This is a genomic window from Novosphingobium sp. BL-S-20 (assembly GCF_055521635.1).
In genome coordinates this window covers 177,075-197,256 of sequence record NZ_CM145493.1, presented here as the reverse complement: position 1 = coordinate 197,256, position 20,182 = coordinate 177,075, and the positions used below count along the sequence as shown (strand labels likewise).

16 protein-coding genes are annotated in these 20,182 nt (G+C 67.1%); 8 read left to right on the top strand and 8 right to left on the bottom strand.

All coding sequences use genetic code 11. The annotated features are described in order from the left end of the window. The first annotated feature begins 590 nt into the window (after positions 1 to 590). On the top strand, positions 591 to 2,249 hold the full coding sequence (locus tag ACZ1II_RS00850; protein WP_465143948.1) for a methyl-accepting chemotaxis protein: 1,659 nt from the start codon (positions 591 to 593) through the stop codon (positions 2,247 to 2,249). Positions 2,250 to 2,297: 48 nt separating this feature from the next. Here the strand turns inward: ACZ1II_RS00850 and ACZ1II_RS00845 are convergent, their stop codons facing one another. The 3 genes from ACZ1II_RS00845 to ACZ1II_RS00835 form a co-directional block, all read right to left on the bottom strand. Next, positions 2,298 to 2,501 (bottom strand): hypothetical protein, encoded by a 204-nt coding sequence (locus tag ACZ1II_RS00845; protein WP_465143947.1) that lies wholly within the window; start codon positions 2,499 to 2,501, stop codon positions 2,298 to 2,300. Positions 2,502 to 2,649: 148 nt separating this feature from the next. After that, the gene (locus ACZ1II_RS00840; RefSeq protein ID WP_465143946.1) at positions 2,650 to 4,053 is read right to left on the bottom strand and encodes a UdgX family uracil-DNA binding protein; all 1,404 of its coding nucleotides are present in this window, start codon (positions 4,051 to 4,053) and stop codon (positions 2,650 to 2,652) included. Positions 4,054 to 4,055: 2 nt separating this feature from the next. Beyond that, positions 4,056 to 5,306, bottom strand: coding sequence for a putative DNA modification/repair radical SAM protein (locus ACZ1II_RS00835; protein ID WP_465143945.1), 1,251 nt, complete (start codon positions 5,304 to 5,306; stop codon positions 4,056 to 4,058). 140 nt (positions 5,307 to 5,446) lie between these two features. Between ACZ1II_RS00835 and ACZ1II_RS00830 the strand changes: the two genes are divergently transcribed. Then, complete coding sequence (locus ACZ1II_RS00830) at positions 5,447 to 6,337, top strand: exonuclease domain-containing protein (RefSeq protein WP_465143944.1); 891 nt, start codon at positions 5,447 to 5,449, stop codon at positions 6,335 to 6,337. Here ACZ1II_RS00830 and ACZ1II_RS00825 read toward each other — a convergent pair. The 3 genes from ACZ1II_RS00825 to ACZ1II_RS00815 all read right to left on the bottom strand — a co-directional run bounded on the left by ACZ1II_RS00825 (position 6,285) and on the right by ACZ1II_RS00815 (position 9,307). Beyond that, positions 6,285 to 7,073: a prephenate dehydrogenase/arogenate dehydrogenase family protein gene (locus tag ACZ1II_RS00825; RefSeq protein WP_465143943.1), complete on the bottom strand. Its 789-nt coding sequence runs from the start codon at positions 7,071 to 7,073 to the stop codon at positions 6,285 to 6,287. The genes ACZ1II_RS00830 and ACZ1II_RS00825 overlap by 53 nt on opposite strands. Positions 7,074 to 7,253: 180 nt before the next feature. Beyond that, positions 7,254 to 8,582 carry a sensor histidine kinase gene (locus ACZ1II_RS00820; RefSeq protein WP_465144502.1) on the bottom strand — a complete coding sequence of 443 codons (1,329 nt, stop codon included), beginning with the start codon at positions 8,580 to 8,582 and terminating at the stop codon, positions 7,254 to 7,256. A gap of 59 nt (positions 8,583 to 8,641) precedes the next feature. After that, positions 8,642 to 9,307, bottom strand: a complete 666-nt coding sequence (locus ACZ1II_RS00815) for a response regulator (RefSeq protein ID WP_465143942.1) — start codon at positions 9,305 to 9,307, stop codon at positions 8,642 to 8,644. A gap of 99 nt (positions 9,308 to 9,406) precedes the next feature. Here ACZ1II_RS00815 and ACZ1II_RS00810 point away from each other — a divergent pair, with 99 nt between their 5' ends. The 6 genes from ACZ1II_RS00810 to ACZ1II_RS00785 are packed head-to-tail and all read left to right on the top strand — an operon-like array spanning position 9,407 to position 16,126. Continuing rightward, complete coding sequence (locus ACZ1II_RS00810; RefSeq protein WP_465143941.1) at positions 9,407 to 10,525, top strand: ABC transporter substrate-binding protein; 1,119 nt, start codon at positions 9,407 to 9,409, stop codon at positions 10,523 to 10,525. Beyond that, positions 10,522 to 11,994, top strand: coding sequence for an OprO/OprP family phosphate-selective porin (locus ACZ1II_RS00805; protein WP_465143940.1), 1,473 nt, complete (start codon positions 10,522 to 10,524; stop codon positions 11,992 to 11,994). The genes ACZ1II_RS00810 and ACZ1II_RS00805 overlap by 4 nt, the downstream gene beginning before the upstream one ends. A 39-nt stretch (positions 11,995 to 12,033) precedes the next feature. Beyond that, the gene (locus ACZ1II_RS00800) at positions 12,034 to 13,335 is read left to right on the top strand and encodes a CitMHS family transporter (RefSeq protein WP_465143939.1); all 1,302 of its coding nucleotides are present in this window, start codon (positions 12,034 to 12,036) and stop codon (positions 13,333 to 13,335) included. 31 nt (positions 13,336 to 13,366) lie between these two features. Continuing rightward, positions 13,367 to 14,407, top strand: a complete 1,041-nt coding sequence (locus tag ACZ1II_RS00795; protein WP_465144501.1) for an AbrB family transcriptional regulator — start codon at positions 13,367 to 13,369, stop codon at positions 14,405 to 14,407. Next, positions 14,394 to 15,482, top strand: a complete 1,089-nt coding sequence (locus tag ACZ1II_RS00790; RefSeq protein ID WP_465143938.1) for a D-alanine--D-alanine ligase family protein — start codon at positions 14,394 to 14,396, stop codon at positions 15,480 to 15,482. The genes ACZ1II_RS00795 and ACZ1II_RS00790 overlap by 14 nt, the downstream gene beginning before the upstream one ends. Next, complete coding sequence (locus ACZ1II_RS00785; protein ID WP_465143937.1) at positions 15,479 to 16,126, top strand: YjbE family putative metal transport protein; 648 nt, start codon at positions 15,479 to 15,481, stop codon at positions 16,124 to 16,126. Before ACZ1II_RS00790 ends, ACZ1II_RS00785 begins: the two co-directional genes overlap by 4 nt. 52 nt (positions 16,127 to 16,178) lie before the next feature. Here the strand turns inward: ACZ1II_RS00785 and epsC are convergent, their stop codons facing one another. Together epsC and ACZ1II_RS00775 are read right to left on the bottom strand one after the other, a co-directional pair. After that, complete coding sequence (gene epsC, locus ACZ1II_RS00780; protein WP_465143936.1) at positions 16,179 to 17,180, bottom strand: serine O-acetyltransferase EpsC; 1,002 nt, start codon at positions 17,178 to 17,180, stop codon at positions 16,179 to 16,181. A gap of 288 nt (positions 17,181 to 17,468) precedes the next feature. Continuing rightward, entirely contained in the window at positions 17,469 to 20,174 is a 2,706-nt protein-coding gene (locus ACZ1II_RS00775; RefSeq protein WP_465143935.1) for an exo-rhamnogalacturonan lyase family protein, read from the bottom strand. Positions 20,175 to 20,182: the final 8 nt, after the last annotated feature.

Sequence of the window (20,182 nt, the reverse complement as noted above, 5' to 3'; positions counted from 1 at the left end):
CACCTCTGCACCTCTTTTGCTACCGGCCCGCAGTCGCGGGAAATTCGCTTGGGTTCTGCAATCCTAATCTGAGTGTCGCTTACGGAGTTCCTTTCGTCTTCGCGGAATTGTCTCCGGAATGAACCCTTTAGCGTGGACCCGGCAGCGCGGTTATTCGCGAATTTACGGATTTTTCCGTGATATCAAATGGATGATGATGGTTTGATATATCTTCAAATAGCGCCGTATTATACTGCCAAAGCGGATAAGCTTCTTTCGATGCTGCCGTGCGGTCTCGAATTTCCAATGTGAAAATCACAGGTTAGCGGAAATTTGGCGCTTTCGGGGGCTTGCCGGTCGCGGAGTCGCGCCTGCGGATGCCATTTTTGGACTTTCCGGCAACAATGTTGCAAAACATTAAAAATCGCCGGTTTTCCGAGGGTTTCGCCCGCGAGGCATCTATAACGATTGCAACCGCATTCGGCACGGGAGGATCAGCCCCGGCGCCGGGCGATGCGGTGCCTTTCTCTCGCCTCCCCCAATCGAGAACCGCCATGACACGACTTCGTGCCTTCCTTGATAGACAGAATCTTTCGACCAAAGTGACTCTCATGGCCGTCGGTGCACTGGTCATGCTTTCGGCCGTGCTCTTCATCGGCACCCGCCTGCTGCTCGTCCAGGACGCCCGCGCGCAGGGTGAGGAGCGGCTTGATACCAACATGCGCGTGGCGTGGTCCGTGCTCCAGCAGAGCGGCCTCGACTATGCGGTGCGGGGCGACAGGCTCTACGTCGGTGAAACGCCGCTCAACGACAACAATGCCGCGGTGGACCGCATGAAGGAACTGGTCGGCGGCACCGCCACGATCTTCATGGGCGACATGCGCGTGGCCACCAATGTCCTCAAGGAGGACGGCAGCCGCGCGATCGGCACACGGCTCGCGGACGGGCCGGTCAAGGATACCGTGCTCGGCAAGGGCCAGCCCTATCGCGGCGAGGCCGATATCCTGGGTACTCGTTATTTCACCGCCTACGACCCGATCAAGGACCGGAGCGGACAGGTGATCGGAGTACTCTTCGTGGGCGTTTCCGCCGAGGAATTCTATCGCAATGTCGACAATCTGGGCTGGCACATCCTGCTGCTCGCCGTCGTCGTCGCGGTGATCGCGGCCGCGCTCTGCATGCGCGGCGCCCGCAAGCTCTTTGCACCGCTGGAGACCGCGAGCGCGACGATGATGCGGCTGGCCGAAGGCAACAACCACACCGAGATCGCCGATACCGAGAGACCGGACGAGATCGGCGGTATTGCCCGCGCGCTGCTGGTGTTCCGCGATGCTGCCGTCGCCAAGGAAGCAGCCGACCTGGAGCAGCGTCAGGTGGTCGAACGTCTGGCCGGCAGCCTCGCGCAGCTTTCCGCCGGAGACCTCACGGCCGAGATCGTCCATGCCTTCCCCGGCACTTATGAGAGCCTGAGGACGAACTACAATTCGGCCCTGACCGAACTGCGCGGCCTGATCGGTTCGGCGGGCGAGAGCACGACGGCGATCCGTGGCAGCTCGTTCGAGATCGCCCAGGCCTCGGAAGACCTGGCGCGCCGCACCGAAGCGAGCGCGGCCAGCCTGGAGCAGAGTTCGGCGGCGCTGCTGGAAATCGACAATGGCCTCAAGGCCGGTGCGGCGGCGGCGGCGGAAACCGTCACTCGCGCCGACGAAGCGATCGCCACGGTCGGCGGTGGGCGTGTGGTGGCCGCCGAAGCGGTCGATGCCATGCGCCGGGTCTCGGAGAGTGCGACCAATATCGACGGCGTGATCGAGGGACTCGACAAGATCGCGTTCCAGACCCGCGTGCTCGCCATGAACGCCGCCGTCGAGGCGGGCCGGGCGGGCGAAGCCGGGCGCGGCTTCGCGGTCGTGGCCGATCTCGTCTCGGCGCTGGCCAAGCGCTCGGAAGACGAAGCCCGCAGTGCCCGCGAGCAGCTTACCGTCACCCAGTCGGAAATCGTCGCCGCGCTCGGCGCGGTCGAGCGCGTGGACGGTGCTTTCGAGGGAATCGCCGGGGACGTGGCGCAAGTCCATGTCCTGCTGGGCGGAATGGCTCGCAACAATCGCGCCTCGGCCACTTCGGTCAGCGAGATCACGGCGGCGATCGGGGCGATGAATATCGCGACGCAGCAGAATGCCGCGATGGTGGAGCAGGCTTCCGCCGCTGCGCGCGGATTGACCGAGGAAGTGGACCGGCTGGCCGCGCAGGCCTCGCTGTTCAAGGTCGCCTGAGAAAATCAGTGACGGGCCGGGTGCTGCGGTACCCGGCCCCTTTCCCGTTCAGGATGCCGCGAGGATCGCCATTTCGGGGCGGGAGCGGCCGATCGTGCAGAGCTTGAGAGCGCCTTCCCAGAGTTCCGCGCTGCGCTTGGCGGCTTCGCGCTGGGCGATGGCGACGGCTCCGGCAATATCCGGTGCCTTGAATTCCAGTCTCCTGGCGAGACCGTGTTCGTCCTCGAAGAACCTCAGGGTGTAGACTTTCATGTCATTCCTCCAGAGGTGCGCGCCGTGTCCGGCCTTCGCACTTGCGGTATAATGGCTAACCCAATTCTCTCCGCTTCGGAGTGATTTGCGTCAAATCGTTGCTGCGAAACGCCGTGTGGATGGCGATTGGGAGTCGTGAGGTGGGTCATCAGGCTGCGACCGAGAGACTCGCTGCGGCGCCGCGAAGGTCGGCGACGTAGCGGGCGAACTCCGCTTCGGCGTCCGCTTCGGGCGACAGGCGCAGCAGGTAACTGGGATGGACCGTTACCCAGCACGGCGTGCCGTCGGGCAGGGGGACGGCTCGGCCCCGTTCCTGCCCGATGGCCACGGTGCGGCCGGTCAGCGAGCGGGCTGCCGTGGTGCCCATGGCAATGACGAGGCGTGGGCGGACGATGGCGCGTTCCTGATCGACCCACCAGCGGCAGGCCTCGATCTCCCCGACATTCGGGCGGGCGTGGAGGCGGCGTTTTCCTTGCGGCTCGAACTTGAAGTGTTTCACCGCATTGGTCACGTAAGTCCGAGCGCGGTCGATCCCGGCTTCGGTCATGGCGCGGTCGAACAGGGCACCGGCGGGGCCGACAAAAGGCCTTCCGGCCAGGTCCTCCTGGTCGCCGGGCTGTTCGCCGACGATCATGATTTCGGCATCGTGAGGACCTTCGCCGAAGACGGTCCGGGTGGCGGGCTGCCACAGCGGGCAGCGTCGGCAACCTGCCGCTTCCTCGGCCAGCAGTTCGAGGGACTCGGGATTTCTTCCGCGAACAGGTGTGCTGCGCGCCTGCTCGATCATCCCGAGTTCGCGCTTGCGGGCGCCGGCGATAAGCTGTGGGACCAGCGCGGTTTCCGGCATGTTCCTCCAATACTTGCGCGGCATTTCCTTGAGCATGGCGCGGGGCATCAGGCGTGCCGGGTTGAAGATCGCGCTGTAATAGGCCTTCCATATGCCCTCGACCGGATCGTCACCGGGGGCATCGGCGCGAGTGGCGGGCGGGCCTTCGTTCAGCACTGCGCCGTCCCAGTGCAGCGATCCGCGCGGGGTGAGGATCGACCAGCGCATATTGGTGAAGCGGTCGACGAAGAACCGGGCATTGGCGCGAAGGATGTGATGTTCCGGTTCGAACCACGCGACGAAGCGCGAACCGTCCCCATCGGCAAGTTCGCGGAAGCGGACGAAGGCGTGCATCTTGTGACTGTCGCGCCGGACGTTGCGGGCGAGCCCTTCCAGTCGGCGGACAAGCGGGTCGGCGCGATCCTCCAGTCCTTGGGGTCTAACCAGCAGGCTGATAAGCATGGTGTAGAGCAGGGAAAACCGCTCGGGATCGTTATGGAGCGCGGCATCGCGCGCCAGTTCGAGGAATTGCTTCGATACCCGCAGCGGCGTTTCGGTGGGTAGGGCAACGGCCATGTCGTTGCCGTCATCGACAAACAGGTCGGTCGCGCGGTCGCCAACTTGCCAGATGACATGTTCCGGCGCCACGCCCTCGATTGCCAGAGCGCGGGCGGCGGAGCGCCAGCCGTCGAAATCGTCCTCGGTTTCGAGGCGGACCGCGCGCATGGTCAGGCCGCGAAGAGTTCCAGTTGGCGCGCGGGCGGCGTCAACAGTGGGCGCAAGTCGGCGCGGTCGAGCAGGGTGGTGGGCCGCCAGTCGGCAGTGACGATGAAGGGCCGCAGCTTCTTCACCGAGACGGTCATGCGCGCCACATCGTCCAGCCGCAGCGTGCGCCAACGGCGGGCGGCGACGATGGCGTCCACCGCCTTGATGCCGAGGCCGGGAATGCGCAGCAGCATCTCGCGTGGGGCACGGTTGACATCGACCGGGAAACGGTCGCGGAACCGCAGCGCCCAGGCGAGCTTGGGATCGATGTCGAGCGGCAGCATCCCGGTCGCCGGATCGGCGGCGGCGCTCACTTCCTGCGGCGAGTAGTGGTAGAAGCGCATGAGCCAGTCGGACTGGTAAAGCCGGTGTTCGCGCATCAGCGGCGGGCGGCGCAAGGGCAACACGGTGCTGGCGTCGGGGATCGGGCTGAATGCCGAATAATAGACGCGCTTGAGATCAAACCGGTCATAGAGCGTGGCTGCGCGCGAGACGATATCGCGGTCGGTGGCGGCATCGGCGCCGACGATCATCTGCGTCGATTGCCCGGCGGGCGCGAACACGGGCGCGGAGCGGAAGCGCTTTCTGGCATCGGCGCCGTCCTCGATGGCCGCGCGCATCGTGCCCATCGCGCCCTCGATCCGCGCCTGCGACTTTTCGGGCGCGAGGCGCTGGAGGCCGCTCACGGTCGGCAGTTCGACATTGATCGAGACACGGTCGGCATGGCGGCCCGCCGCTTCGACCAGCACCGGATCGGCATCGGGGATCGTCTTCAGGTGGATATAGCCGCGAAAGTCGTGATCCTCGCGCAGCGAGCGGGCCACTTCGACGATCTGCTCCATCGTATAGTCGGGCGTGCGGATGATACCGGAGGAGAGGAACAGCCCCTCGATATAATTGCGGCGGTAGAAGTCGAGCGTCAGGTCCACGACTTCCTTCGCGGTGAAGCGCGCGCGCCGCACGTTCGAGGACTTGCGGTTGATGCAGTAGTGGCAATCGAAGATGCAGCTGTTGGTCAGCAGCACCTTGAGCAGGCTGATGCAGCGTCCGTCCGGCGCATAGGCATGGCAGATACCGCCACTGCCGAGCGTCGAGCCGATACCTTTGCCGTCCTTGGAATCGCGCTTCTTCACCCCGGACGAGGAGCACGAGGCATCGTACTTGGCGGCATCCGCCAGAATCGACAGCTTTTCGGCCACTTCGAGCGCGGGCATTCGCGAAAACCTTGTTCTTCCGAGTCAGCGTTGAACCGTCAGACTGACCGAAGGTGCGCGCCGATGCAATCAAAATGTTCTGCAAATGTTCTTTTCGTTGGTGGTCGCGGTGACAGGCCGTGCCTGCTACATCGCGGGCCATGAAACTTCCGGATTCGAATCCGCTTCCCGCTCTGGACTCTGCTTTCCCCTCCGAAGAACCCGACTTCGTGGTGGTCGATGTCGAGACTGCCTGCGCGCGTGTAAGCAGCATCTGCCAGATCGGCATCGTCGGTTTCCGGCAGGGGTGCGAGGTCTTCGCTTATGAGACGCTCGTCGATCCCTGCGACGAATTTTCCACTTTCAACATCCGCATTCACGGCATCTCGCCCGAACATGTCGCGGGCAAGCCGACCTTCGGCGAAATTCACGGCGCGATTGCCGGGCACCTGACCGGGCGCATCACCGTGGCGCATTCGGGCTTCGACAAGGGCGCGCTTGCGGCGGCCTGCCGGATCGGCGGACTGGCGCCGATCGAGACGTCCTGGCTTGACAGCGTCCGCGTCGCCAAGCGGGCCTGGCCGCAGCTTTCCAGTCACCGGCTCAACGTGCTTTCGCGGCACCTTGGCTTGCGGCACCGGCACCACGACGCGCTTAGCGATGCGCGCGCGGCGGGCATGGTGATCGTGCGTGCCATGGAGGAGACCGGGATCGATCTCTCGGGCTGGATGGCGAAGCCCGACAAGTCCCGCAAGGCGCCTACCGCTGCCGCAGGAGGGCCGCTCAAGGGCGAGCGCGTGGCCATTCTCGGCGAGGCCCGCGACGGCATTCTTGCGCAGTTTCTGGCGGGCGAGGGGGCGCGCGTGGTCTCTGGCGTCGGCACCACCACGACGCTGCTGGTCGTCAGCGCACGGCATAGTCTCGGGCGCTGGGTGACGGCCGAGGCGCAGTATCGCAAGGCCGAGGAACTGCGCCAGGCGGGCGGACGGATCGAGATCCTTACCGAGTCGGAATTGCGGGCGCGGCTGTTGAGCGCGGCGGTTCCAGGCTGAGGCGCAGGGCGTCCATCTCCGCGAAGAACAGGCTGCGGGCCTCTGCGGAGAAAGGGTTGCTCTCGATCGCATGGCTGACGCCGGGAGCATCGTGGCGCACCATCTCCACCGCCTGTCGCAGCAGGTCGAAGCTGCGTGTGGTCACGCGCTCGGGCAAGGGATCCATGCGCAGCAGGGCCTTGGCGATGAGGTGGGTGAGGCCCTGGGTGAAGGCCGCTTCCCGGTCATGCTCTTCGGGCGAAGTCAGCACGATCGACAGCACGAAGCGCTTGCGCAGGAAGGCGGCGATGCGCCCGGCCGAGCGTCCGCGCAGCGGGCAGATCACCATCTTCAGGCCTTTCGTGCCCGCGCGGATGCTCTGCGGGCCGAACATCGGGTGGGTCGCGACGAGGTCGACATGGGGTGGCAGTTCGCGCAGCAGGATTTCGGCGGGCCGCACCTTGATCGAGCAGACGTCCATGACGATCGTGCCGGGCCGCAGCAGCGGCGCGATCTCGCGGCAGACCTCGGTCAGCGCAGTCATCGGCACCGCGATCACCACCAGATCGCAGCGGCAGACCGCGCGGAGATCGGCCATCGCCGTGCCCTCCACCGGCGACTCGGCAATGTCCGGATCGGCGGCGAGGATGCGGAACCAGGGCCGCAGATAGCGCGCGGTCAGCTGCCCGAAAGCACCAAATCCGATGATGCCCAACGAGGGGGCTTGCTGCGACTGACGACGTTCCGGGAAATCCACGAGTAGGAGCCTTCGATGAGGGCTGCCGTAACCATGGTCTTGCTGGGAAGAGGTCAACCGCTGGTCACGCAGCGGTTGAGAACGACAAGAGGTCCACCGCCGATCAGCGGTAGTAATAGCTTCCTGCAAGGGCGAGCATGCTTGTCATGCCTTCCCGGCTAGGCGGCGGGGGCGGGGCTGTCAACCGCTCTGGCCGAAGGTGACGATGACCCGCAGGCCCGGCCTCGCGTCTTCCAGCTTGAGATTTGCCCCCAACCGCTCCGCCGAGGATTGCACGATCGCGAGGCCGAGGCCGCTTCCGGGTGGGCCGTTTTCTCCTTGCAGACGGGCGAAGCGGGCCATGGCCTGCGCGCGCTGACCGGCGGGAATGCCGGGGCCGTCGTCGCTGACGATCAGGTGGGTGCCTGCCGCGTCCTTGCGAAGGGCGACGGTGACTTTGCCGCCGGGCCGGTTGTAGCGGATCGCATTGTCGACGAGGTTGGAGAGCATCTCGTAGACCAGCGAGCGATGGCCCAATACCGGGAATTCGGCAGTTTCTTCGCTGTCGAGCAGGAGTTCGACATCGGCCTCGATCGCCTGGCGAATGCGGCGGGAGATCGCCCGGCGGCTCACTTCCACCAGATCGACTTGTTCCAGCGGCGGCAGCGTGCCTGCCTCGTCGGCGCGGGCCAAGGTGAGCAATTGGGTGAGCAGGCGTTCGAGGCGGTCGGTGGCCTCGTCGATCTCCTGAAGCGCCTCGTCGGAGCCGCGCCGGGCCAGCGCGACCTGCACTTTCAGCACCGAGAGCGGGGTGCGCATCTGGTGCGAGGCATCGGCGGTGAAGCGGCGCATGGCGCTGGTCGCATCGTCGAGCCGGGCGAGCAGGCGGTCGAACGAGCGCGACAGCGGTTGCAGCTCGGCGGGCAGCGGGCCGGTGCGCAGCGGCGAGAGGTCCGGCGCGGCGCGGGTGTCGCGCGCCTCGATGGCGGCGCGCAGTTCGGCGAGGGGGCGCAGGCTCCAGCCCAGCGCCGGGCGGATCAGCGCCAGCGCGAAACCGACCAGCACCACTTCGCCCAGCAGCAGCGCGGTCATCAGCCGCTGGCGCTGGGCATTGCGGTTGTCGAGCGTCTCGGCCACCTGCACCACCACCGGCGCCTGCACGCGCGGCAGATCGCGGCGCACTTCGCCGATGCGGATGCGCTGGCCGCGATATTCGGCATAGCGAAAGCGCGGTTCCTCGGCGGAAAGGCTTGCGACGTCGGGCGCGGGCAGGTCGGCGTAGCCGGTCAGCAACGCACTGCCCACGGCGATGCGGTAATAGACGTTGTCGCGCTCGGAATTCTCCAGCATGCCGAAGGCGGCGGGCGGCAGGTCCAGCGTGACTTCGCCGCGTTCCACTTGCACGGTCTCGGCAATCGCGCCGAGCGCGCCGCCCAGCACGCGGTCGTTGGTGCGGCGCACGACATCGGAGATCAGCGCCCAGCCGATCACGCCCAGCGCCAGCGCCGCGATCACCAGCGGCCCGAGCATCGCGATGCCAAGCCGGCGGCGTAGCGAAAGCGCCCGCTTCGAGGTGATTTTCGGCGCCGTCACGAACGGTCGAGCATGTAGCCGACCCCGCGCACGGTGCGGATCGCCGGGCCGTCCGGTCCCAGCTTGCTGCGCAGGCGGGTGACGTTGACCTCCAGCGCATTGGAGCCGACCGGATCGTCGAAGCCGAAGACTTCGGCCTGCAAGGTCTCGCGCGAGACGATCTGCCCGGCGCGCGCGGCCAGCGCTTCCAGCACGGCCCATTCGCGGCGGCGCAGTTCGATCACGCGCTCGCCCACTTCGACGCGCCCGGTAGAGCGGTTGATGGTCATCGCCCCGATCCGCATTTCCGGCGCGGCATCGCCGCCTCGCCGCCGCCCGAGGGCGCGGACGCGGGCTTCCAGCTCCTCGACATCGAAGGGCTTGCGCAAGTAGTCGTCGGCGCCGAGGTCCAGCCCGCGCACCCGGTCGTCCAGCCCGTCGCGGGCGGTGAGCATCAGCACCTGCACCTGATCGCCGCGCGCGCGCAGCCGGGCGAGCACCTCGAATCCGTCGATATCGGGCAGGCCGACATCGAGAATCACCAGCGAGTAAGGCTCCGTCGCCGCCACCGAGAGCGCGTCCTCCCCGCTGGCGACATGGTCGATCGCATGGCCTGCGGCGCGCAGCAAAGAAATTACCCCGCGCGCGAGAGGGGCGTCATCCTCGACGATCAGGATGCGCATGAGGACACTTTTCCGTGAAAGGTGGATGACAGCTTCGGATCGTAGGGCATGGGCAACAGCTTATCCGACATCAGATGCGGAAAGCGAGAGGATACGGGAATGCGCAGCTTCATCACGGTTCTGGCACTTGCAGCGACAGTCGCGTTTCCCGCGATGACCGCGCCTGCCGAAGCCCAGCGCCGGACCGACCAGCAAGTCCAGCGCCCGGCAGGCTACCCGCGTTCCTACGACAGTCTCATCGCCGATGCCCGCGCCGAAGGCACCGTGCGCATCTATGCCAATGCCGACAAGGCGGAGATGGTGCCGGTGGTCTCGGCCTTCCGGCGGCTCTATCCCGGCATCCAGGTGCTCTACGCCGATCTCGGTTCGGCCGAACTCTATCGTCGCTACACGCAGGAAGTCCGCTCGAAGACGTACTCGGCGGACATCGTCTGGTCCTCGGCGATGGACCAGCAGGTCAAGCTCATCAACGACGGCTACGCGCAGCAATATGCCAGCCCGGAAAAGCCCGCGCTGCCGGAAACGGCGGTGTGGAAGAACATGGGCTTCGGCGTTACCGCCGAGCCGATCGGGATCGTCTACAACAAGAAGCTGGTTCCGGCGGCGCAAGTGCCGCAGAGCCACCAGCAGCTTGAGCAATTGCTGCGCCATCGCCGCGCCGCTTTCACGGGCAAGGTCGCGACGTTTGATCCGTCGCGCTCCAATGTCGGCTATCTCTACCTCTCGCAGGATTTCCAGATCACCCGCGACACCCGCAGCCTCGTAGAGGCGATGGCGGCGACGCGCCCGGTGCTCATGACCCATACCGAGGAGATGCTTCAGGGCGTCGCCTCGGGCAAGCTGGCGATGGCCTACAACGTGATCGGTTCCTACGCGCTCGAACGGGCGCGGCGCGATCCCAGCATCGGCGTCGTCTTCCCGCGCGACTATACCATCGTCACCTCGCGCATCGCCTTCATCTCGCGCGAGGCGCGCCATCCGGCCGCCGCGCGGCTGTTCCTCGATTTCCTTCTCTCCCGCGCCGGGCAGGCCCAGCTTGCCCGCCACAGCCTCTGGCCGGTGCGCACCGACGTGCCCGCTTCCCACCGCCTTCCTGCCGGACAGGCGCGCGCCGTGCGCGTCGGCCCGCAGCTTCTCGTCAATCTCGATCGCCTGACCCGTGAGCGCTTCCTGCGCGACTGGAACGCGGTCCTCGCCTCCGGACACAAGACTCCATGAAGATGTTTGCATCGGGCACTGCGCTCGTCGCCCTGATCGCGGCGACTCCGGCGCTCGCCCAGGAACCGAGCAAGGATGACCTCGCCGAACTCGTGCGCGCGCAGGCCGCCGAGATCGCCTCGCTGCGCCAGCGGGTGGAGAAACTGGAAGCGGGGCAGTCTGCGCCGGTGGTGGCTGCGGTGCCGCAAGCCCCCGCCGCTGCACCGGAACCTGCTCCGCAAGTCGTGGTGACGCAGCCTTACGCGCCGCAGCTCGTTCCTCCCGGACCCGCCGAGCGCGATATCGAGCGTGTGCGCGCTGCTGCCGTCGCCGCTTCGGGCGTGAGCACTGAATGGGGCGCGGGCCTGCCGGTGTTCCACTCGGCAGACGGCATGTTCAGCTTCAAGCCGCGCGGGCGCATCATCACCGATGTCAGCACCACCACCGGCTCGAAGTACAGCGGCCGCAACCTGACGACCACCGGCATGCGCGCGCTGCGCATGGGTCTCGAAGGCACGGTGGGCACGCACTTCTTCTATCAGTTCGAGACCGATTTCTCGGAAAACGAAGTCGACGTCGTCACCGCCTTCATGGGCTGGCGCAACCGCATCGCGCCGGGCATGGACTATGACGTGCGCGTCGGCCACTTGTTCAACGACCGCAGCTTCGAAGGCTCGACCGGCTCGGATTCGACGCCGTTCACCGAGCGCTCGGTGGTCGCCACCGCGATCATCCCGCAGCGTGCCTTCTACGGCCTCGGGATCATGCCGCGCCTGTTCTGGAAGACCGGCCACGCCTCGCTAACCGTCACCGGCGACCGCATCGACGGCGATCAGACGACCTCGGACAACCGCACCGTGCTCGCCCGCGCGCACTGGAACCCGGTGAAGTCCGACCGTCAGGTGCTGCACCTCGGCATCTGGGGCTTCGACGAGATGCTCCACCCCGGCAAGAACACCCTCACCCGCAACACCGTGATCGGCGGCCGCTTCAACGGCGCGCTTCGCCTTTCGACCGGCACGCTGACTGGCGGCACCGGCACCACCGGCTACGGCGTGGAACTGGGCGGCTATTCCGGCCCGCTCTGGATCATGGGCGAGGCGGGCGAGCGCCACGCGCGGCTCGACAATGGCCGTCCCGATTTCGTCACCCGTGCCTGGAGCGTCTCGGGCGGCTGGTTCCTCACCGGGGACCTGCCCCCCTACAACCCGCGCCTCGGCAGCTTCGGCCAGCCCAAGGTGCTGCGCCCGGTGTTCGAAGGCGGCCCCGGCGCGATCGAGCTGACCGCGCGCTACGAGAACCTTGAGTTCGACGACATCGTCACCCCCGCACAGGGCTGGGCGGCGACTTTGGGCGTGAACTGGTATCTCAACAGCTTCACCCGCTTCCAGGTCAACGCGATCCACTGGAACACGCAGAATACCGCCGGTGCTTACACCGGGAAAGACGATGGACAGACTTTGACCGCCCGCGTCGGCGTCACGTTCTGATCCGTCCCATCCATCCATGACAGACATTCGGGGACAATCATGAGTCTCGCCCTTATCGGCTTCCTGATGGTGGCCACTTTCATGACGCTCATCATGACCAAGCGGATGACCCCGCTGGTCGCGCTGGTCGTCGTGCCCACGCTGTTCGCGCTGCTCGCCGGTTTCCATGCCGGGCTTGGCGACATGATGATCGAGGGCCTGACCAAGCTGGCGCCCACCGGCGTCATGCTGCTCTTCGCGATCCTGTTCTTCAGTACGATGACCGACACCGGCCTGTTCGATCCGCTGGTGGGCCGCCTGATCCGGCTGGTGCACGGTGATCCGATGCTGATCCTGATCGGCTCGGTGGTGCTCTGCGCGCTTGTCAGCCTCGATGGCGACGGCTCGACCACTTACATCATCACGATGGCCGCCATGCTGCCGCTCTACAAGCGCTACGACATGAACCGGCTCTACCTTGTCTGCCTGCTGATGGTGACGAGCGGGGTGATGAACCTCACCCCCTGGGGCGGACCCACCGCGCGCGCCGCCAGTGCGCTCAAGCTCGATCCCTCGACGCTGTTCGTGCCGCTGATTCCGGGCATGATCGCGGGCCTTGCCTTCCTCGTCCTGCTGGCGATCCACTTCGGCCGCAAGGAACGCCGCCGTATCGGCCGCGTCGAGGCCGCCACCCCGAAGGAACTGGCCGACTTTGCCGTCTCGCAGTGGCCCGAGGCGCGTCGTCCGAAAATGATCTGGTTCAACGCCGCGCTGGTCGTCGCGCTGCTGGTCTTGCTGGTCTGGGGCGTGCTGCCGCTGCCGATCCTGATGATGCTGGCCTTCGCGATCTCGATGATCGCCAACTACCCCCATGTGAAGGAGCAGAAGGAGCGCATCGCCGCCCATGCGGGCAACGTGCTGGCGGTCGTCTCGCTGATCTTCGCGGCGGGCATCTTCACCGGCATCCTTTCGGGCACCGGCATGGTCGAGGCGATGAGCCGCGAGGTGGTGAACTTCATCCCGCCGTTCCTCGGCCCCTACATGGCGCCGATCACCGCGCTCATCAGCCTGCCGGGCACGTTCTTCATCTCCAACGACGCGTTCTACTTCGGCATGCTGCCGATTCTCGCAGAAGCGGGCGCGCATTACGGCGTGGAGCCGATGGCCATCGCCCGCGCCTCGCTGATGGGGCAGCCGGTCCACCTGCTCAGTCCCTTGGTGCCCTCGACTTACCTGCTGGTCAGCCTTGCGGGCGTGGACCTTGCCGACCACCAGCGCTTCACGCTGGTCCCGGCGGCGCTGTGCTGTCTGGTGATGACAGGCGTGGGCATGCTGGTCCTCGCCTTCCCGTTCGTGGGGTGACGGGGAACCACGCACCTTGGCTGATACCCGCATGATCCTGCGCTTCCTTGCCGCGCTGGCCCTCGGCGCGGCGGGGGGCGTGCTGTTCTGGTCGATCGGCGCGCCGCTGCCTTGGGTGCTCGGCGCGATGACTGCCTGCGCGGCGGGGAGCATCGCCGGTCTGCCCATCGCCGCCTCCTCCGCCACGCGCCGCCCGATGTCGGCGGTGATCGGCGTCGTGCTCGGCAGCGCCTTCCATCCCGGCCTCCTGCAACAGGCGGCGGAGTGGATCGTGCCCATCGCACTCCTGCCGTTGTTCCTCGCCAGCGCGGCGTTTCTCTGCGTGGTCTACTTCCGCCGCGTCGCCCGCTTCGACCCGCCTACCGCCTACTTCGCAGGCATGCCCGGCGGCATTGCCGAGATGGTGCTGATGGGCGCCGAGCGCGGCGCGGACGAGCGCATGGTCGGCCTGATCCACGGCGCGCGCATCTTCCTCGTCGTCTTCATCCTGCCGTTCCTGATCCGCGCCTTCGAGGCGGACGTCCACGCCCCGCCACTTGCCGCGCCGCTGTTGACCGAAGCAACCGGCTGGCCGCTGCTGCTCTGGGGCCTGGGCTGTGTGATCGTCGGCAGCCTGATCGGCCGGGCCTTGCGCCTGCCCGCATGGCACCTGATGGGGCCGCTCTTTGTCAGCGCGCTCGTCCACCTGACCGGCCTTTCCGACTTCCACATTCCCGCTTGGGCCATCGCCGCCGCGCAAGTCGGCCTCGGCGCCACCATCGGCTGCCGCTTCGTCGGTCTTGATCTCAAGACGCTGGGCCGCACGCTGCTGCTGGCGGCGGGATCGACGGCGATCCTGCTACTCGTAACCTTCGTCTGGGCCTTTGCGATCGGTTGGGCTACGGGGCTCAACCCGGCGCTCGTCGCGCTGGCCTATTCGCCCGGAGGGGTGGCGGAAATGAGCATGGTCGCGCTGAGCCTCTCGCTGGAGGCGGGCTTCGTGATCGTCCACCATCTCGTGCGGGTGATGCTGGTCATCGTCGGCGCGCCGCTGTCCTTCCGCATCATGGGAGCCACCAATGACCGCGCCTGATGTTGGCCAACAGATACCCGGCGAACAGACCATCGCCATCCTCTATCAGGCGCTTGAACCGCCGATGATCGACGGCGCCCGCAAGGAAGCCAAGCCCGGCGGCTATTCGGACAGCGGCGCGGATATCGGCGTGGCCCTGCTGGCGGCGGGGTGCACCCTGGCGACGCCGGTGACCGATCCCGATCCGACGCGCGTCTTCGACTGGGTCTGGCCCGACACCGAGCAGGGCATCGCCGCCGCGCTGGCGGCAGGCGCGACCTTGCTCTGGGCCAATACCGTGGTCTTTGCAGGCCACCCGATCGAGGCGGCCAGCCGCAAGGCCTGGATCGTCGGCCCCGACCCGCAGGCGATGCAGGAGATCGACGACAAGGCCGCCACCAATGCCCGCCTGCTGGCGGCAGGCCTGCCGGTCGCGCGCTCGTGGCTGATCGACGGCGACGGCGATCTGGACGCGCAACTGGCACCTTTCGCGGAACGCCTCCCGCTGGTGGTCAAGCCCTTGCGCGGGCGCGGCAGTCAGGGCGTCGGCGTGGCCCGCACCGGCGAGCAACTCTCCGCGCAAGTCCGCGATCTGGCCGAAAGCCGCCGCTTCGGCGCGGCGATCATGCTGGAGCAGTTCCTGCCGGGTCAGGAGATCACCATCACCGTCATGCCCGCCGCCTGCCGAGACGGCGCTACCGCACCTTTCGCACTGCCGCCGGTGCGCCGCTTCGATCAGGTCGATGATGTTGCGCCTTATAACGGCGACGTTCCGGTCAGCCGCAACAGCGCGGCAATGACGCCGTGGGAGCGGGCCAGTCCGGCGATCATGGCCGTGACCGAGGCTTGCGAGCAGGCGGGCGCGCTTCTCGCCATCCGCTCGCCGATGCGCATTGACTGCCGCGCCGATGCCGAGGGCCGCTATTTCCTCTTCGACGTCAATGCGAAGCCCAATCTCACCGGCTCCGGCCGGCCGGGACGCGAGGACGAAGACAGCCTTTCCACCGTCGCTGCAGCCGCTATCGGCTGGAGCTATCCCGATTTCCTCGTGGCGACCGCTCGCGGCGCCTGGACCAACAGGAACCTTTCCGCATGACCGACTTGTGGCAGCACATCGTTGCCGATTTCTCCAACCTCGGCTCGCCCGCCGCTCTCGCCGCTTTCGGACAGGTGGTGCTGATCGACGTGATGCTGGCGGCTGACAATGCCATCGTCGTCGGCGCGCTGGCGGCCGGGCTTCCCGCCGCGATGCGCCGCAAGGTGATCCTGATCGGCGTGCTGGCCGCGCTCGTCCTGCGCATCGCCTTCGCGCTCGTCGTGACTCAGCTGATGCAGCTTGTCGGCCTCGTCTTCGCAGGCGGGTTGCTGCTGGTCTGGGTGGCGTGGAAGATGTGGCGCGAACTGCGCGAGGACGTGGGCGGCGAGGACGACCCCGTTGCCAAGGCCGCGCCGCGCTCCTTCGCCGCCGCTGCATGGGCGGTGGCCGTGGCGGACGTCAGCATGAGCCTCGACAACGTGCTGGCCGTGGCCGGTGCCGCGCGCGACCACCCCGGCATCCTTGCCATCGGCCTGATCCTGTCGGTCGCGCTGATGGGCCTTGCCGCGAACGTGCTGGCGCGCGTGATCGAGCGCTATCGCTGGATCGCCTATGTCGGCCTGATGGTCATCCTCTACGTGGCCGGAAAGATGATCTGGGAAGGCCTCGTCGACCCCTCGCGCGGCATTCTCGCGCTGTTCTGAGTTATGCCCTTTGCAAGGATCGCGGCACCAGCCATGCCGCGATCCTTGCAATTCAGTTGAGCGGTCCCGGCGGCGGAACCGCGTTCCCCGTCTGGCTGTTGGTGACGACCGCGCGTGCCTGCGAGACCCGGCTATGGGGGGGCACGCTATGGGTAAGCCAGACATTGCCGCCGATTTCCGAACCCTTGCCGATCGTCACCAGCCCCAGGATCGTGGCGGCGGCGTAGATCACCACGTCGTCCTCGACGATGGGGTGACGCGGCTGTGCCCGGATCAAGGCGCCCGAACTCTCCGTGGTGAAGTCCTTCGCGCCCAGCGTGACCCCCTGATAGAGGCGCACGTTGTCCCCCACGATCGCGGTTTCGCCCACCACGACGCCGGTGCCGTGGTCGATGAAGAAGCCGCGCCCGATCCTTGCGGCGGGATGGATGTCGATCCCGGTGCTGCCATGGGCGATTTCGGAGAGGATGCGCGCCACCAGCGGTGCACCCAGCCCGTGCAGGGCATGGGCCAGCCGGTGGTGGATGATCGCCAGCAGTCCGGGATAGCAGATCAGCACTTCGTCGAGGCTGCGCGCCGCCGGATCGCCCCGGAAGGCGGCTTCGATGTCGAGATCCAGCAGGCGCCGGATCGCGGGCAGGCCGCGGGAGAATTCGAGCACTATGGCGTTCGCCCTCTGCTCGGCCGCATCGCTCTGTCCGCCTGCCCCGTAATAGAGTTCCAGTCGCACTTGCGCCTGAAGGCGGCTGAGCGCGATCTGCAGCGACTGGGTGACAAAGGTTTCCTCATTGTGCAGCCGCACGAAGTCCGGCCCGAGCCTCAGCGGAAACAGCGCGCCGCAGAGTTCTTCGGCCACTTTCGCCAGCCGCACGCGCGACGGAAAGCCCTCCACGCCGTACTCGGCATGTTGCATGTTGGCCGTGCGCCAGCCGCGCCGGATTTCCGACAGCTCGTGGACTATGCCTTCGACGTTCCAGAAATCGTCGGTCGTGGCGGTTGCCGGCACCGCTTCTTCAAGATCGACGCCATCAATATCGCCAGTGGGGTTCGGCATCGTTTTCACCTCTTCGCTGAGGGACCACGAAGCTTGGCGTTGTCGCCCCAGCGTCGCGCGCTTTAGCCGTTGGTAACGCGGAGCAAGCTGCTTCCCGATCAAATGCCGCGGGTCGACCGGATTTGGCCGCGAGGCCGCAGGGCACGATCGACCGGATGCCCATGCCCTTTTTATTTGGCCAGATGCACAAGGCAGTCAAGCCAGCCGGTCCGGAACGGCGATAGAAAATCTGGCCGCGGCGAAACGGGAAATTGCCGTGAGCCGCGGCCCGGTCCATGGCCTGCTCGCTCAGGTCAGCAGATCGGCGGGGATCAGCGCGAGGTTTTGGATCGCGGCCAGCCCCCACTGCGCAGTGCCGTTGGTCGAAACGCCGGGAACTTCCACGATCCCTTGCGCCGTCGTCGTTTGCACGAGGTCCGAGGCGAGATCGCCGTCGTGGAATTCCGCCCAGGCCCGCTTCGCCAGTGCGCGGTCGCCCAGCGCGTGGGCTGCATAGGCGGTGAGGCGGGAATGGGCCTGCCGCAGGCTGTGTCCGCGTGGGCGTTCGCCGAAGCGGTGCTGCCACTCGGCGGCGGGGGCGTTGTACCAGGCGCAGTAGTCGATCCAGGCGGCACGGTAGCGCGGCGCTTCGACCAGCGGCAGGACTTCGGCCATGATCTCGACGATTCCGAACACGGCGTTCAGATGGCTGACGCTGATCTGGTCGCCGCCCGAAACGAAGCGGCCGCTGGCGAGGTCGAAGTTCGCGCCGCCCGCCCACCATTGGCGCGGCAGGGCGGCGATGCTGTCCATCCCCGCGACGATGCGGTCGCGCCAGCGGCGGTCTCCGGTCCGTTCCCATTCGGTGAACCAGGCGGCGACGAGACTGCCCCAGCTGGTGCCGAACGAAAGCTGGATCACGCCTTCGGGCAGGCCCTGCGGCTTGGTGACGGCCGCAATGCCGCCGGGGGGCAGCGATTCCGGGGCGCGATCGGCCACCTTGCGGCCGATATCGACTTTCTGGAGCGCGCGGTCGGAGTGGATCAGCGTGCGCATCAGGTCGCCCACCCGCTCGTCGGCGGTGAGGTAGTAGTAGATGCGGCGATAGGCGGCGTTGGAGACGCGCGGCTGCTTCGAACTGTCGCTCCAGTGCTGGACGCCGTGGCGGGTGCCGAGACCGGCCCAGGGGCCGGCATGGTAGACATCGACCTCGCCGGTATGGCGCGTCATCGCCTCGGCCATGCGGAACAGGTCGGCGCGGCCGGTGCGCAAGTAGCTGTACCAGAGCCAGAGATCGGTCGAGAGTTCGCTGTTGTCCCAGGCATAGCCGCCGATGTCGTAGCGCCACTGGTGCCGGTCGGCATCGTAAGTGTGCATGACATCGCCGTGGTTCCAGAAGCCGTACCAGTGCCGCCGCTCGATCTCGTCACGGTAATGGCCGAGCAGCAGGTCGTTCTGGCGCTCCACCGCCTGTGCCGCCGCGCCGGTGGCGGCGGGCAGCGCCCAGTCCCCGAACACCCCGGCGGCGCGGATCTGCGAGGGTGCCGCCTGAAGGCGCGGCGGGCGGGCGACGTGGGCGGCGTAGCTTTCCAGCGTCGCGGCGTCGGGCGTCGCGGGCAGTGCCCAGAGCCAGAGTTCGTTGGTCCGTGCGATGCCCTTGGCGGAATCCCAGCTCGGCTCGTAGTCCTCGTAAGTCACGTCGAGGCCGCGGTTCTGCGCGCGGTAATCGCTCATGCCCAGAACGTCGCGATAGGTGCGCATGTCCATCGCCGGGGCGTCGGGCGCCCAGAGCCAGGCCGTTAGCCGGGCTTCGTCGCCGGAGGCTCCGGCAATGTCAAGCTGGACCGGATGCCGCTTCCAGAAATCCGCCATGCCGAACGCCGCGCCGCCCTGCGGCGAGCCGACATAGGCGAGGCCTCGGGCGCGATGGCCTTCGAGCGACTGGATCGGCGCGCGGCCCTTGCGGGTGCGCTTGGTCAGCACGAAGCCCTCGGACGAGCCCTGGAACAGCCGGAAGTCGCCCCAGGCGGGGATACTGTCCAGCAGCGGCGCGAACTTTTCGGGCAGGGTCGCCAGATCGGGCACGGCCCGGCCGTCGATCTGGGCCTGCCGGAACGCCTCGCCGGGATCGCGGCGCAGGCCGGTCAGCGGGCGCACCGCTTCGGCGAAAAGACCCTCTCCGGTGGCGAGGCGGACATGGCGATCATGCAAGGCGCCGCGCATCGGGACTTGTGCGGTGACACCGAGGCCGGAAAGGAAATCGTGGTCGGCATCGCCGTCCCAGATCACGCTGTGGACGATCCGCACCGCCTCGCTGCCGCTGGTGAAATAGAGCCGCAGGCTGAAGGGCAGCCATGCGCGCGCCTCTCCCGAATGAACGCCGTCGATTTTCAGCACGGCGCGGACCGGGCCATTCTGTTCGACGGTCACGCCGTCGATGCGGCTGGTGAAGTGGTGCTGCGAGAGGGTATCGGCTTCCTCGCCCGAGGCGGCATCCTGCGCGCGGGCGACCAGCGCGACATCGCGCAGCAGCACGCGGCCATCGCGTTCGGCGGAAGCGATCGCAGCGCTGCCGGAGCGCGGTATGCGCCAGCGTGTCGGGCCGACGTTGACGAGAACGGCATCGGTCTGTTCTTCGACCGAGACCTTCTCGGCCGGGCTGGCGGCGCGCCCTGGGGCGATCCTGACGCGTTCCGGCGCATGGCGTCCGGCGGGGAGGGTATGGCCGCTCCACTTGATCGAACCATCGGGCCAGTAGGCCAGCGGCCAGCTCTGCACCGGCCGCACCGCCCCGCCATCGGTCGCAGCGGCGAGGCGATCGGCATGGCGAAGGGTGCCGCGCGGCCAGGGCAGGCCGAACGTCTGGCCGGCGTCCCAGTCGGGCGCGGTGCCGTCGAGCCAGTGCAGTTCGGCTTGCGCCCCGGAAGAGGCGGCGGCCAGGACAGGGGCGGGAAGGGAGAGCGCGGCACCGCCAAGGAGACCGGCGCGCAGTAGTGCACGACGTGAGCAGGGCATGGACATTC